The organism is Phaeovulum vinaykumarii (genome assembly GCF_900156695.1).
Classification (GTDB): Bacteria; Pseudomonadota; Alphaproteobacteria; order Rhodobacterales; family Rhodobacteraceae; genus Bieblia_A; species Bieblia_A vinaykumarii.
Genome location: NZ_FTOM01000001.1, coordinates 541206 through 554542, shown reverse-complemented (window position 1 = coordinate 554542; position 13337 = coordinate 541206). Strand labels below are relative to the sequence as shown.

Here is a 13337-nt window from a genome sequence, read left to right as displayed (position 1 = left end):
GCCTTTCCCTGTGCCCCGCGGGGCGTTTCGACGCGGGGGCTCAGCCCCAGCACAGATCGGCGCCGGCTTTCGCGTCGATCGAGTCGATGCCCGGAACCGGCTGGTCGGTGATCAGCGTCACGCCGGTGTCGAAGAAGGTCTTGCCTTCGGTGGCGGCGGGCCTGGTGCCGTCGGCCGCCCAGGCGGCGATCGCCTCGACCCCCTTGGCGGCCATCCGCAACGGATATTGCTGGGCCGTCGCCCCGATCACCCCTGCGGCCACATTGGCCACGCCGGGGCAGCCGCCGTCGACCGACACGATCAGCACGTCGTTCTCGCGGCCGATGGCCTTGAGCGCCTCATGGGCGCCGGCGGCGGCGGGTTCGTTGATCGTGTAGACCACGTTGATGAACGGGTCGCACGCCAGCAGGCTTTCCATCGCCATGCGGCCGCCTTCCTCGTTGCCGTTGGTGACGTCATGGCCGACGATGCGCGGGTCGGTCTCGTCGCCCCATTTGCCGGGGTCGCCCAGATCGATGCCAAAGCCGCTCAGGAAGCCCTGATCGCGCAGCACATCGACCGAGGGTTGGCTGACGTTCAGATCCAGCAGGGCGATGCGCGCCTCTGCCGCCTTCGCGCCCAGCGCCGCCGCGGCCCATTGCCCGATCAATTCGCCGGCGCGGAAATTGTCGGTGGCAAAGGTCATGACGGCGGCCTCGACCGGATCAAGCGGCGTGTCGAGCGCGATGACCAGGAGGCCGGCGTCGCGCGCCTTCTGCACCGCCGGCACGATCCCCTTGGTGTCCGAGGGCGTCAGCAAGATGCCCTTGGCGCCATCGGCGATGCAGGTCTCGATGGCGGCAATCTGGCTTTCGCTGTCGCCGTCGATCTTGCCGGCATAGGATTTCAGCGTGATACCCAGCGCCGCGGCCCTGGCGGTTGCGCCCTCCTTCATCTTGACGAAGAAGGGGTTGGTGTCGGTCTTGGTGATCAGGCAGGCCGAGACCTCGGCCCCTGCGGACTGCGCCGCCAGGGCAAGGACTAGCGCCACCGGAACGGCAACGCGCGTCTTCACGAACTCTCCTCCCGTTATCTCCCTCCGGTTCGGGCCGCTGTCGGTCGCGTGGCAGTGGGGCCGGCCCTGGGCGGCGCGGCATTGCCCGGCCAAGCGCTGCGGTCCTCCCCCGCGGGCCGCGCTTGTCAGTTCATGAAAGGCCGACTCGGTCCTATCTGTCAATAAATAATTATTATTGATTTAAAAACCGGGCGCGCCCAGACTGAGGTCCAGATAGCGGCCCAGACAGGGAGCGACAGCAAGGGGGGCCGTCGGGGAGAAGAGCGCATGCCGGGAGCCGAGATCAGAGACCCGACGGGGGGCGCCAACCATGTCGGCCTGCGCGACTACAACGAACGCGTGGTGATGTCGGTGATCCAGCGCCACGGCGCGATCGCCTCGGTCGAGATCGCGCGGCGCACGCGGCTGTCGGCGCAGACGGTTTCGGTGATCCTGCGCCGGCTCGAGGCCGAGGGGCTGATCACGCGCGGCACGCCCCAGCGCGGCAAGTTCGGCAAGCCGCAGACGCCGGTGGCGCTGGCGCCGGGGGGCGTGCTGTCGCTGGGCTTCAAGATCGGGCGGCGCACGACCGACCTGGTTCTGGTGGATCTGGCGGGGAAGATGCGGGCCCGGCTGGCGGCGACCTATGCCTTTCCCACGCCCGACAAGGTGATGGGGTTCCTGCGCGCCGGTCTTCCGCGGATCGAGGCGACGCTGAGCGCCGAGGAACGCGCCCGCATCGCCGGGATCGGCGTGGCCGTGCCCTTCGAGCTGTGGAACTGGCTCGACACGGTGCGCGCCTCCCCGCACGAGATGGAGGCCTGGCGTGATTTCGACTTTGCCGCCGCCATCGGCGAGATTTCCGATCACAAGGTGTTCCTGAGCAACGACGCCACCGCTGCCTGCGCGGCCGAGCACGCCTTTGGCCAGGGCCGGGGGCTGTCGGATTACGCCTATGTCTTCATTGGCTATTTCTGCGGTGGCGGCGTGGTTCTGAACGGCGCGGTCCATGCCGGGCGCACGGGCAATGCCGGCGCCTTTGGCACGCTGCCGGTGGGCGATACCGCGCGGCCGGGTCACCAGCTTCTGCACAAGGCCTCGCTTTACCTGCTCGAACGCCGGCTTCTCGAGGCGGGCGAGGATCCGATGCGGATCTGGCGCGGCACCGAAGGTTGGGAGGGGCTGGGCCGTCCGGTCGACGACTGGATCGAGGCCACCGCGCGGCATCTGGCGGTGGCGGCGGTCGCGGTCTGTTCGGTGATCGACTTCGAGGCGGTGGTGATCGACGGGGGCTTTCCGACCGATGTGCGCGCGCGTCTGATCGAGGCCGCCCGCCGTCATCTCGAGGGGATCGAGACCCAGGGCATTGCCCGTCCGGTCTTGCGCGAAGGCGCGGTGGGGGCGCAGGCGCGCTCGATCGGGGGGGCGTTCCTGCCCATCGCCTCGGAATACCTGATGGTGGGCGCAAGCTTCGGCACCTGACACCGGCGGCCCCGAGCGGACCGGGCAGGGGGCAGGAGGGGGGGCGATCAGCCGCCGCGGTGGGTTTCCTTGTCCTCGAAGGCGGCCTCCGACGTGTCGGTGCCGGGGCTTTGATGCGCCCAGAGCTGGCCCTCGGGCAGGGTCGGCAGGTCTTCGGGCGGGGCGGCGCGATGCAGGTTGGCCTTGGCGATGAAATTCGCCGTGATGGGGGCGGTCAGGAACAGGAAGAGCGTGATCAGCAATTCGTGGAAGGACAGCACGCCGTGGCTGCCGATGCTCCAGATCATCGAGGCGATGAGCACGCCGCCGACGCCCAGCGTGGTGGCCTTGGTCGGCGCATGCAGCCGCGTCATCGGCGAGGGCAGCTTGACCAGACCCCAGGCCCCCACCAGCGCGAAGATACCCGCCAGCACCAGGAAGGCCGAAACCGCGATTTCCCAGATCAGTTCCATGCCGCCCCCCTATTCGATCACGTCGCCGCGCAGGACGAATTTGGCAAAGGCCACGGTCGAGACGAACCCCACCATGGCGATCAGGATCGCGGCCTCGAAATAGACGCCGGTGTCTTCCGAGATGCCCAGCAGGATCAGCAGGCCGATGGCGTTGATGACCATCGTGTCAAGCGCCAGGATCCGGTCCACGATGCCCGGCGCGCGCACCACCCGCCAGGCGGTGAAGGCAAGGCCCAGCCCGAAGCAGACATAGGCAAAGTCGAGAGCCAGGTCGATCATTCGAAAATCTCCATCAGGCGGCGTTCGTAGCGGTCCTTGATCTCGTCGATCACGGATTGCGGGTCGGGGGCGTGCAGGCAATGGACCAGCAGCGTGCGCCCGTCAGCCGACAGATCCGCCGAGACGGTGCCGGGGGTCATGGTCACGGTGCCCGCCAGCGTGGTGATCGCCTCGGCCGAGGTCAGATCGAGCGGCACCGCAACCCAGGCGGGGCGCAGATCGGCGTTGCGCTTGAACAGAACGATGCCCGCCACGATGACATTGGCGCGCACGATATCGCCCATGACCAGAAGCGCATAGGCGATCATCCGTCCCCAGCCGCGCAGCGACGGCCGGTCGGGCCAATAGGGCGCGGTCATCACCGGAATGACGAGGCCCAGCACCAGCCCCATGGCCACGCTGCCCGGTGTGACCCGGTTTTGCAGCATGACCCAGACGACCAGCAGCAGAAGGCTCAGATGCGGATGCGGGATCAGCTTGCGGCGCATGTCAGTGCCCTCCCTCGCCATGCCCGGTCGGGATCTCGAGCGGGGCGCCCATGCCGCGCGGCACCGGCTGATGGGCCTCGCGCCGGGTGTCCTCGGTCAGTTGCGCGGCCGTGCCCTCGGCCCAGGTCAGCGCCGGGCCGGCCAGCGCGCTCAGCGCCGCCAGCAGCAGGAGCGCGGCAACCGTGGGCGCGGCGGTCAGGCTGAGCGCGCGCGGCGCGGGCAGCGAGGTCTGGACGCGCGGTTCCTCGGCTTCGGCGGGCAGCGCGTCGGGGTCGGCGGGAATGTCGGCACTGGTCTTGCCGCCGGCGGGGGCGGCCTTGGGGTCGCGTTCCTTCCAGAACAGGACCGAGCCCGCGCGGGCAAAGCCCACCACCATCAGGAGCGATCCCCCCAGCATCACCGCCCAGGCCAGCGGCCATTCGGGCCGCGAGGTCAGCGCCTCGAGGATCATCAGCTTGCCGGTGAAGCCCGAGAGCGGCGGCAGCCCCGCCGCCGCCACCGCCGCGGCCATGAACATCAGCCCCAGAAGCCCGCCTCCTGCCATTGCCGCGGCCGGATGCAGGCCCAGCCCTTCGGACCGGCGGCTGGCCACCAGATCGGCGATCAGGAACATCGCCGCCCCGGCAAAGGTGGAATGGACCATGTAATAGAGCGCAGGCGCCACGCCCGCGCCCCCCGGCAGCGCCAGCGCCGCCATGAGGTTGCCCATCGAGGCCACCGCGCTCCAGGCGGCCAGGCGGCCCAGATCGCGCGCGCCCAGCACCCCCACAGCGCCGATGGCCAGCGTGACCAGGGCTGCGGGCCAGAGCAGATCCTCCATCAGGCCATCGGTGGCCGGCCCCGCCCCGAAGGCGATCGAGGACAGCCGCAGGATGGAATAGGCGCCGACCTTGGTCATCACCGCAAAGAGCGCCGCCACCGGGCCTGGCGCGCCGGCATAGGTGTCGGGCAGCCAGAAATGGAGCGGCACCAGCGCAGCCTTGAGCGCGAAGACCAGGATCAGGAGAACGGCCCCCACCCGGACAAGGCCCGCGTCACCGGGCGGCAGCGCCGCGATCCGGGCGCCCAGATCGGCCATGTTGAGCGTGCCGGTCGTGGCATAGATCGTGCCCAGCGCGAACAGGAACAGCGTCGATCCCGCCAGGTTCATCACCACATATTGCAGACCGGCCGCCAGCCGCGCCTTGCCGCCTGCGTGGATCATCAGCCCGTAGGAGGCGATCAGCAGGATCTCGAAGAAGACGAACAGGTTGAAGGCATCGGCGGTCAGGAAGGCGCCGTTCAGCCCCATCAGCTGGAACTGGAACAGCGAATGGAAATGCCAACCCTTGCGGTCCCAGCCGGTGGCGATGGCATGCCACAGCACCAGCACCCCCAGCGCCGCCACGATCACCAGCATCAGCGCCGACAGCCGGTCAAGCACCAGCTCGATGCCGAAGGGCGCAGGCCAGTTGCCCAGCGCGTAATGCTGCGTCTGGCCGTCCAGCGTGGACACGAACAGCACCACCGACAGCACGAGAAGCGCGCCCACCGCAAAGCCCGAGAAGACGCGCTGGAGCAGCATGTCGAACCGCCCCCAGAGCACGATCAGCGGGCCCAGCACGGCCGGCAGGATGACGGGCGCAATGATCCAGTGGTTCATGGCCGGGCCTCCGGGTCGTCCTCGAGGTCGATGGTGTCACGCCCGCGCTCGAGAAAGGCGCCAAGCGCCAGCATCACCACGAGCGCGGTCATCGCAAACGAGATCACGATCGCGGTCAGCACCAGCGCCTGGGGCAGCGGGTCGGTATAGCCCGTGGCCTGGGCCGAGATCACCGGCGCCTGGCCCACGACCAGACGTCCGGTCGAGAACAGGAACAGGTTGACCGCATAGGACAGCATGGCCAGCCCCAGCACGACCGGAAAGCTTTCCCGTTGCAGCACAAGATAGGCGCCCGCGCCGGTCATGGCGGCAATGGCGGTGGCGACAAGCACTTCCATCAGCGGCGGTCCTCCGCGTCATCGTCATGGGGGGCGGGCAGGCCGCTCAGCACCTCGCCGCCGGCGCGCCGCGCGATCCGCGACAGCGACGCCAGCGCCAGCATGACCGAGCCGACCACCGTCAGCAGGACGCCCAGGTCAAAGGCCATGGCCGAGGCGATCTCGGCATCGCCCAGAAGCGGGATATGCACATGCCCGAAGGCCGAGGTCAGGAACGGCCGGTCGAACGCCCAGGAGGCGATGCCGGTGAAGCCCGCGATCAGCACGCCCAGCCCGATCAGCACGTGGTAATAGATCTTCTGGCGGGCCTGCGCCCAGGCAAAGCCCGAGGCCATGTATTGCATCAGAAGCGCGATCGCCATCACCAGCCCGGCGATGAAGCCGCCGCCGGGCGTGTTGTGCCCGCGCAGGAAGATGTAGACGCCCACCAGCACCGCGATCGGCATCATCACCCGCGAGGCCACGACCATCATCAGCGGGTGGCGGTCGCCGGCGCGGGCCTGATCGGGGGTCCAGGCGATCAGCCGCCGCGAGGCCGGCCCGCCCAGCAGCGATTCGGTCAGCGCATAGATGACCAGCGCCGCGATCCCCAGAACGGTGATCTCGCCGAAGGTATCATAGCCGCGGAAGTCCACCAGGATGACGTTGACGACATTGGCGCCGCCGCCGCCCGGCACCGAATTGGCCAGGTGATAATCCGAGATCGGCTCAAAGGCGAAGTCGCGCCGCATCAGCGCATAGGAGAGCGCGCCCGCCCCAAGCCCGGTCAGCGTGGCGATGACGCCCGCGCCCATCTGCCAGGCGCGGGGGCCCGCGCCCTCGGGGGCGGGGGTGCGCTTGGGCAGGAAGTTCAGCGCCAGCAACATCAGGATGACGGTGACCACCTCGACCGAGATCTGGGTCAGCGCAAGGTCGGGTGCGGACAGATAGACGAATGCCATCGACACCATCAGCCCCACGATCCCCACCGCCACCAGCGCCAGGACGCGGGTGCGGTGAAAGGCCACGACGCAGGCCGAGCCCAGCACCAGAAGCGCCCAGAAGACGGCAACGCCCGGCGGCACGGCCAGCATGGGGCGGGTCTCGGGGCCGGGGGCACCGCCCAGCGCCCAGACGCCGGCGGCCAGCGTGACCACCAGGAACACGCCCAGATAACGCGACAGCGCGCCGTTCAGCAGCCACGCCGTCAGCGCGCGCGCGCCGCGGCGCAGGCCGGTTTCGATCTGGCCATAGATCAGCCGGGCCTCGGGGCGGGGGGTGGCGGCCCAGCCGCGCGCCAGCGGGCGATAGGCGGCCAGGATCACCGCCCCGCCCAGCAGCGCGGCCATCGACACGCCCAGCGCCGGTGTCAGCCCGTGCCAGAGCGCGATATGGGTGTCGATTTCGGCGCCCGTCACCGCGCCCGAGGCCAGACGGACCAGCCCGCCCGCGATCGGTTCGGGCATCAGCCCCACCGCCACCGCCAGCCCCGCCAGCACCAGCGGCGAGATCGCCAGCCCCGGACCGGGGTCATGGGGATATTCGGGGTAGTCGTGGCGCACCGGGCCGAAGAAGCCGTGGATCAGGAAGCGCCCGGCATAGGCCACCGAGAAGGCCGCCGCCAGACCCGCGGCCACCGGGATCAGCGGGCCGAAGGCATGGCCGGCCTCGAGCGCGGCTTCGAGCATCAGCTCCTTGCTGAGAAAGCCGTTGAAGGGGGGCACGCCCGCCATCGACAGCGTGCCGATCCCCGCCAGCAGGAACGTCAGCGGCATCAGCCGCATCAGCCCGCCCAGCCGTTTCAGGTCGCGGGTATGCGCGGCGTGGTCGATGATCCCCGCCACCAGAAAGAGCGCGGCCTTGAACAGCGCGTGGTTGAGAATGTGAAACACCCCCGCAAAGGCCGCGGCCTTGGTGCCCAGACCGAAGAGGAAGGTGATCAGCCCCAGATGCGAGACGGTGGAATAGGCCAGGAGGCCCTTCAGGTCGTCCTTGAAAAGCGCGACCACCGCGCCGATGCACATGGTCAGAAGGCCCGTGCCCGCCACCAGCCAGACCCATTCCTCGCGCCCCGACAGGACCGGCCAGAGCCGCGCCAGCAGATAGAGCCCGGCCTTCACCATCGTGGCCGAATGCAGATAGGCCGAGACCGGCGTCGGCGCGGCCATCGCCTGCGGCAGCCAGAAGTGGAACGGGAATTGCGCCGATTTGGCAAAGGCGCCGATGCAGATCAGGATCAGCGCGGGAAGGTAAAGCTCCGACGACCGGATCGCCGGGCCCGCGGCCAGGATGTCGGCGATTTCATAGCTGCCGGCGACATGGCCCAGGATCAGCAGGCCCGCCAGCATCGCCAGCCCCCCCGACGCGGTGACGCCCAGCGCCATGCGCGCGCCCTGCCGGCCTTCGGGCAGGTGCCGCCAATAGCCGATCAGCAGGAAGGAGGTGAGCGAGGTCAGCTCCCAGAAGACCAGCAGCATCAAGACGTTGCCCGAAAGCACGATGCCCAGCATGGCGCCCTGGAAGGCCATCAGGAAGCTGAGGAACTTGCCGAAGGGATCCTGCTTGGTCAGGTAATGGCGGGCATAGAGGATGATCAGAAGGCCGATCCCCAGGATCAGCCCGGCAAACATCAGCCCCAGCCCGTCCATCCGGAACGAGGCCATCAGCCCCGCCTGCGGCAGCCAGGGCAGCGATTGCGACACGACCCCGCCGCGCAGCACCTCGGGGGCGTTCAGCGCCACGCCGATGGCGGCCAGAAGGGTCACGGCGCCGGCGCCGATGGCGGCGGTATCGCGCCCCGCGCGCACCAGAAGCCCCGGCAGGAGCGCGCCGAAGAAGGGAAGCAGGACGATCAGGCCAAGGCTCATGCGCGCGGCCCTCGGGCAGCGCGGATCGGGGCGGGTCGCGGGGGACGTGAAGTCATCTCGTGCTCGCTCGGTCCGTTCGTTGCGCGACCGCCGGGGCCGCGGGAAGCGGGCCGGAATGGCCCCATGCGCGCGGCGAAATCACGCCGCGCACGGGGGCAGGGTGGCGTTCGTTGCCTCTCCCCCCGGCTTTCAGGTGTGCCCAGGATGCCCCTCTGTCAAGACGAAAGCGCAGGATTAACGCCCGGTTTCGTGCGCAGCGCCAGCGGCTGCCGCCGCGCTGGGCATCCCGGCGGGGGTGAGGCGGCCGCGCGCGGTTGGGGCCGGGGTGCCGCCGGGGGGGGCAATCAGGTCACAAACTGCGCCCCATTCGCCGCGGCTTGGCCCCGATCCGGGCCGGGCGGGCACGCAGAGTTGACTTTCCTTACCGAAGACAACACTTCACGGTTCAGAAAAGTCGATGCTGCGGGTTCGAGCCACGCGGCCCGTCAGAGGTTTATCATGCTCAAGCGCATTATTGTCATCGTTCTTGTCCTGGTCGTTGCCGGGGGGGTCGTCGGCTTCAACCTGTTCCGCGACCAGATGATCACCCAGATCTTCGCCAACATGAAGCCCAAGCCGGTCACGGTCTCGACCTCGACGGTCGTGCCCATCGACTGGACGCCGGGGCTCGAGGCGATCGGGACGGCCAACGCCGCCGCCGGTGTCGATCTGTCCATCGAAGCCGCCGGCACCGTCTCCGAGATTGCCTTCGAGGCCAATGACAAGGTGTCCGAGGGGCAGCTTCTGGTCCAGATCGACGACCGCAGCGAACGCGCCGATCTGACCGCCGCCGAGGCCGCCCTGGTGCTGGCGCGCACCGAACTGGAACGCGCGCGGCAATTGTCGAGCCGGGGCGCGCAGAGCCGCGACACGCTCGACAGTGCCCAGGCCGCCTATGATCAGGCGGTGGCCACGGTGGCCAAGCTGCATGCGGTTCTCGACACCAAGCGGCTGGATGCGCCCTTTGCCGGCGTGATCGGTATCCCGCAGGTCGAGCGCGGCCAGTATGTCACCGCCGGCACCGTCTATGCCACGCTTCAGGATCTTGACCGGATGCGGGTCGATTTCACCCTGCCCGAACAGGACAAGGGGCTGATCTCGCGCGGGCAGAAGGTCGTTGTCACCTCGGAGGTGGGCGATATCACCGCCTCGGGGCGCATCGTCGGCATCGAGCCCAAGGTCGATCCCAATTCGCGGCTGGTCACCATCCGCGCCGAGGTCGACAACGCCGGCGGGCGCATCACGCCCGGCCAGTTCCTGAGCGTGCGTGTGCAACTGCCCGAGGAAACCGGCGTGATCGCGCTGCCGCAGACGGTGGTGGCCTCGAACCTCTACGGCGATTCCGTCTATCTGGTCCGCGAGGAACAGGGCGAGGACGGCCCCGTCCTCAAGGTCGCGCAGGTGTTCGTGAAACTGGGCCGGCGCTCGGGTGATCTGGTCGAGATCATCGAAGGCGTGGCGCCGGGCGACCGCGTGGTCAACGCCGGCCAGAACAAGCTCAACCCCGGCGCCGTGGTCAAGATCGACAACAGCGTCAGCCCCGACCCCGCCTCGGGGGAAACGCCTGCCAGCGAGGACGCGGCGCCGCAGGACGGCGCGGACGCGCCCGCCAACGGTCAGTAAGGGACACGCGATGAGCCTTTCGGAAATCTTCATCCGGCGCCCGGTGCTGGCCACCGTGCTGGGGGCCTTCATGCTGCTGCTGGGCACGCAGGCCATCTTCAACCTGCCCGTGCGCCAATATCCCGAGGTCGACGAGACCGTGGTGACCATCACCACCGTCTATCCCGGAGCCGCCCCCGAGCTGATCCAGGGCTTCATCACCGCGCCCATTGCCGCGGCGGTCGCCACGACCGAGAACATCGATTACGTGACCTCGCAGTCGCGGCCCTCGGCCTCGGTGGTGTCGGTGCAGATGAAGCTGGGCGCCGACCCCGATGTGGCGCTGACGGACGTGCTGTCCAAGGTCCAGCAGGTGCGCGGCCAATTGCCCGACGACGCCGAGGATCCGGTGATCGTGAAAGGCACCGGCCGGCAATTCGCGCTGATGTATCTGGCGGCGCTGAACCCCAACATGACGCCCGAGCAGCTGACCGAATATCTGGAACGGGTGATCCGGCCGCGCATGTCCACCATTCCCGGCGTGGCCGAGATCAACGTGATCGGTGCGTCGAATTATGCGATGCGGGTCTGGATCGACCCGGTCAAGCTGGCCGCGCGCGGGGTCACGGCGTCCGAGGTGATGACCGCGATCCAGGCGTCGAACTTCCTGTCAGCGCCGGGCAAGACCGAAAACGAATTCTACGCCCATTCGATCACGCTCAAGTCCACCTTGCAGACGCCCGAAGCCTTTGGCGCGCTGCCGCTCCGGGCCAATGGCGATGCGGTGGTGCGGCTGCGCGACGTGGCGCGGGTCGAGCTGGCCAATGACGGCGAGGGCGAGATCGTCACCTTCAACGGCCAGCCGGGCACCTTCATCGGCGTCTTCCCGACGCCCTCGGCCAACCCGCTGGATACCGCGGCCGCGGTGGTGGCGGAACTGCCCGCGATCAACGAGGCCCTGCCCGAGGGCATGTCGATCGAACTGGTCTACGATTCCACCGAGACGATCTCGGCCTCGATCCGCGAGGTGTTCAAGACCATCGCCGAGGCCGTGGCCATCGTGGTCGTGGTCATCTTGCTGTTCCTGGGCTCGGTCCGGTCGGTGGTGATGCCGGTCGTCACCATCCCGCTGTCGCTGATCGGGGTGATGGCGGTGCTGCTGGCGCTGGGCTATTCGATCAACCTGCTGACCCTTCTGGCCATGGTGCTGGCCATCGGCCTTGTCGTCGATGACGCCATCGTCGTGGTCGAGAACATCCACCGCCATATCGAGGACGGCATGCGGCCCATGGCGGCGGCCATCCGCGGCATGAAGGAGATCACCGGCCCGGTCATTGCCATGACCATCACGCTGGCGGCGGTGCTGTCGCCGCTGGGCTTCACCGGCGGTCTGACGGGGGCGCTGTTTCGGGAATTCGCCTTCACGCTGGCGGGTTCGGTGGTGCTGTCGGGGATCATCGCGCTGACGATCACGCCGATGATGGCGGCGCGGCTTCTCAGCCACGGGCAGGCCAGCGGCTTCCAGCGCCGGATCGACCGCATCTCGGACCGGCTGTCGGCCTGGTATGGCCGGCGCGTCGAGGGCTCGCTCGACATGCGCGGCACGACCGCTTTCGTGGTGGTGGTGCTGGTCGCGGCGACGGGCTTCATGCTGACCAAGACGTCGACCGAACTGGCCCCCGAGGAAGACCAGGGCGCGCTCTTTGCCTTCCTCAACGGGCCGCGCTACGCGACCAAGGAATATACCGCGCTTTACACCGACACGATCTCGCAGCGGACCAAGGGCATCGAGGAAGTGCGCACCGAATTCTCGGTGGCGGGCTTCGGCGGGCAGGACAATACCGGGATCTATATCTGGGCGCTCAAGGACTGGGCGCTGCGCGAGCGCAGCCAGAAGGAGATCCAGGGCGACATCCAGGCGCGGCTTGACGGCGTGGCCGGGGTGCAGGGCTTTGTCTTCGCGCCGCCGACGCTGCCGGGCACGGGCGGCGGGCTGCCGATCTCGCTGGTGGTGCAGTCGATCCACGATTCCGAGCGCGTGGTCGAGCTGGCCGACGAGATCAAGCGCCGCGCCCAGGCGTCGGGCAAGTTCATCGTGGTCCAGAACTCGCTGGCCTTCGACGCCCCCGAGGTGCGCGTGACCATCGACCGCGACCGGGCCGCGGCGCTCAATGTGCCGGTCTCGCAGATCGGGGCGACGCTGGGCCTTCTGGTCGGCGGCGCCAGCGTGGCGCAGTTCGACCGCGATTCGAACAGCTATGACATCATCCCGCAGGTCGAGCGGCGCGACCGCGCCAACCCCGAGGAACTGGGCAAGTTCTTCGTGCGCGCGGCCAGCGGCGAAATGGTGCCGCTGTCGTCGCTGGTCAAGATCGAGACCGGGGTGGCGGCGGCCTCGATCGAGCAGTTCAACCAGCTGAACTCGGCCACGATCACGGCGCTTCCCATTCCCGGCACCTCGACCGGGGAAGGCCTGGCCGAGATCGAGAAGATCGCGCGCGAGCTGCTGCCCGACGGGTTCTTCATCGATTATTCGGGCCAGTCGCGGCTGGAGGTGGCACAGGGCAACACGATCCTGATCGTCTTCGGCGCGGCCGTGCTGGTCATCTATCTGGTGCTGGCCGCCCAGTTCGAGAGCTTCCGCGACCCGTTCATCATCCTGATGGCGGTGCCGCTGACCATGTTCGGGGCGGTGCTGCCGCTGAACGTGGGGCTGGGCACGCTCAACATCTATTCGCAGGTGGGTCTGATCACGCTGGTCGGCCTGATCACCAAGCACGGCATCTTGATGGTGGAATTCGCCAACCAGCAGCGCCATCAGAACGGGCTGACCCGGCGCGAGGCGATCGTGGCCGCCGCAAAGGTGCGCCTGCGGCCGATCCTGATGACCACGGCGGCCATGGTGCTGGCGGTGGTGCCGCTGATCCTGGCCGAAGGGGCGGGGGCCGCGGCGCGCCGGGCGATGGGGATCGTCATGTTCTCGGGTCTGACGATGGGGACGATGTTCACCCTGTTCGTGGTGCCGATGTTCTATACGCTGATCTCGCTGTCGGACGCGGCCTGGGCCAGGCGCGAGGAACACCGCGCCGCCGCCGGCTGAGGCCCGCCGAACCCGCCAACGACATCGAACCCGCCA

Annotated in this window: 10 protein-coding genes; 3 read left to right on the top strand and 7 right to left on the bottom strand. The window is 68.6% G+C overall.

The annotated features are described in order from the left end of the window. Nucleotides 1–40: 40 nt before the first annotated feature. On the bottom strand, nucleotides 41–1054 hold the full coding sequence (locus BW949_RS02610) for a sugar ABC transporter substrate-binding protein (protein ID WP_083947539.1): 1014 nt from the start codon (nucleotides 1052–1054) through the stop codon (nucleotides 41–43). Nucleotides 1055–1321: 267 nt separating this feature from the next. Here BW949_RS02610 and BW949_RS02605 point away from each other — a divergent pair, with 267 nt between their 5' ends. Continuing rightward, the gene (locus BW949_RS02605; protein ID WP_076363336.1) at nucleotides 1322–2515 is read left to right on the top strand and encodes an ROK family transcriptional regulator; all 1194 of its coding nucleotides are present in this window, start codon (nucleotides 1322–1324) and stop codon (nucleotides 2513–2515) included. Nucleotides 2516–2562: 47 nt separating this feature from the next. Here BW949_RS02605 and BW949_RS02600 read toward each other — a convergent pair whose 3' ends face one another. From BW949_RS02600 to BW949_RS02575, 6 genes are read right to left on the bottom strand one after another with little or no spacing between them, the layout of a single operon-like run. Continuing rightward, nucleotides 2563–2967 (bottom strand): Na+/H+ antiporter subunit G, encoded by a 405-nt coding sequence (locus tag BW949_RS02600; RefSeq protein WP_076363335.1) that lies wholly within the window; start codon nucleotides 2965–2967, stop codon nucleotides 2563–2565. 9 nt (nucleotides 2968–2976) lie between these two features. Beyond that, nucleotides 2977–3246 (bottom strand): K+/H+ antiporter subunit F, encoded by a 270-nt coding sequence (locus BW949_RS02595; protein WP_076363334.1) that lies wholly within the window; start codon nucleotides 3244–3246, stop codon nucleotides 2977–2979. Then, nucleotides 3243–3734, bottom strand: coding sequence for a Na+/H+ antiporter subunit E (locus BW949_RS02590; RefSeq protein ID WP_076363333.1), 492 nt, complete (start codon nucleotides 3732–3734; stop codon nucleotides 3243–3245). Before BW949_RS02590 ends, BW949_RS02595 begins: the two co-directional genes overlap by 4 nt. Before the next feature lies 1 nt (nucleotide 3735). Then, a complete protein-coding gene (locus tag BW949_RS02585) occupies nucleotides 3736–5376 on the bottom strand; it encodes a monovalent cation/H+ antiporter subunit D (RefSeq protein ID WP_076363332.1) in 1641 nt (546 codons plus the stop codon). Continuing rightward, a complete protein-coding gene (locus BW949_RS02580) occupies nucleotides 5373–5714 on the bottom strand; it encodes a Na+/H+ antiporter subunit C (protein WP_076363331.1) in 342 nt (113 codons plus the stop codon). Before BW949_RS02580 ends, BW949_RS02585 begins: the two co-directional genes overlap by 4 nt. Next, a complete protein-coding gene (locus BW949_RS02575; RefSeq protein ID WP_076363330.1) occupies nucleotides 5714–8560 on the bottom strand; it encodes a monovalent cation/H+ antiporter subunit A in 2847 nt (948 codons plus the stop codon). Before BW949_RS02575 ends, BW949_RS02580 begins: the two co-directional genes overlap by 1 nt. A gap of 498 nt (nucleotides 8561–9058) precedes the next feature. On the opposite strand from BW949_RS02575, the gene BW949_RS02570 reads away from it, so the two are divergent. Then, a complete protein-coding gene (locus tag BW949_RS02570; protein ID WP_076363329.1) occupies nucleotides 9059–10222 on the top strand; it encodes an efflux RND transporter periplasmic adaptor subunit in 1164 nt (387 codons plus the stop codon). Nucleotides 10223–10232: 10 nt separating this feature from the next. After that, on the top strand, nucleotides 10233–13301 hold the full coding sequence (locus BW949_RS02565; RefSeq protein WP_076363328.1) for an efflux RND transporter permease subunit: 3069 nt from the start codon (nucleotides 10233–10235) through the stop codon (nucleotides 13299–13301). Nucleotides 13302–13337 lie beyond the last annotated feature (36 nt).

Bases quoted from the DNA above. Each gene is read 5' to 3' on its own strand.
- BW949_RS02605 (WP_076363336.1), top strand. From the start codon at position 1,322: ATGCCGGGAGCCGAGATCAGAGACCCGACGGGGGGCGCCAACCATGTC.
- BW949_RS02600 (WP_076363335.1), bottom strand. From the start codon at position 2,967: ATGGAACTGATCTGGGAAATCGCGGTTTCGGCCTTCCTGGTGCTGGCG.
- BW949_RS02595 (WP_076363334.1), bottom strand. From the start codon at position 3,246: ATGATCGACCTGGCTCTCGACTTTGCCTATGTCTGCTTCGGGCTGGGC.
- BW949_RS02590 (WP_076363333.1), bottom strand. From the start codon at position 3,734: ATGCGCCGCAAGCTGATCCCGCATCCGCATCTGAGCCTTCTGCTGCTG.
- BW949_RS02585 (WP_076363332.1), bottom strand. From the start codon at position 5,376: ATGAACCACTGGATCATTGCGCCCGTCATCCTGCCGGCCGTGCTGGGC.
- BW949_RS02580 (WP_076363331.1), bottom strand. From the start codon at position 5,714: ATGGAAGTGCTTGTCGCCACCGCCATTGCCGCCATGACCGGCGCGGGC.
- BW949_RS02575 (WP_076363330.1), bottom strand. From the start codon at position 8,560: ATGAGCCTTGGCCTGATCGTCCTGCTTCCCTTCTTCGGCGCGCTCCTG.
- BW949_RS02570 (WP_076363329.1), top strand. From the start codon at position 9,059: ATGCTCAAGCGCATTATTGTCATCGTTCTTGTCCTGGTCGTTGCCGGG.
- BW949_RS02565 (WP_076363328.1), top strand. From the start codon at position 10,233: ATGAGCCTTTCGGAAATCTTCATCCGGCGCCCGGTGCTGGCCACCGTG.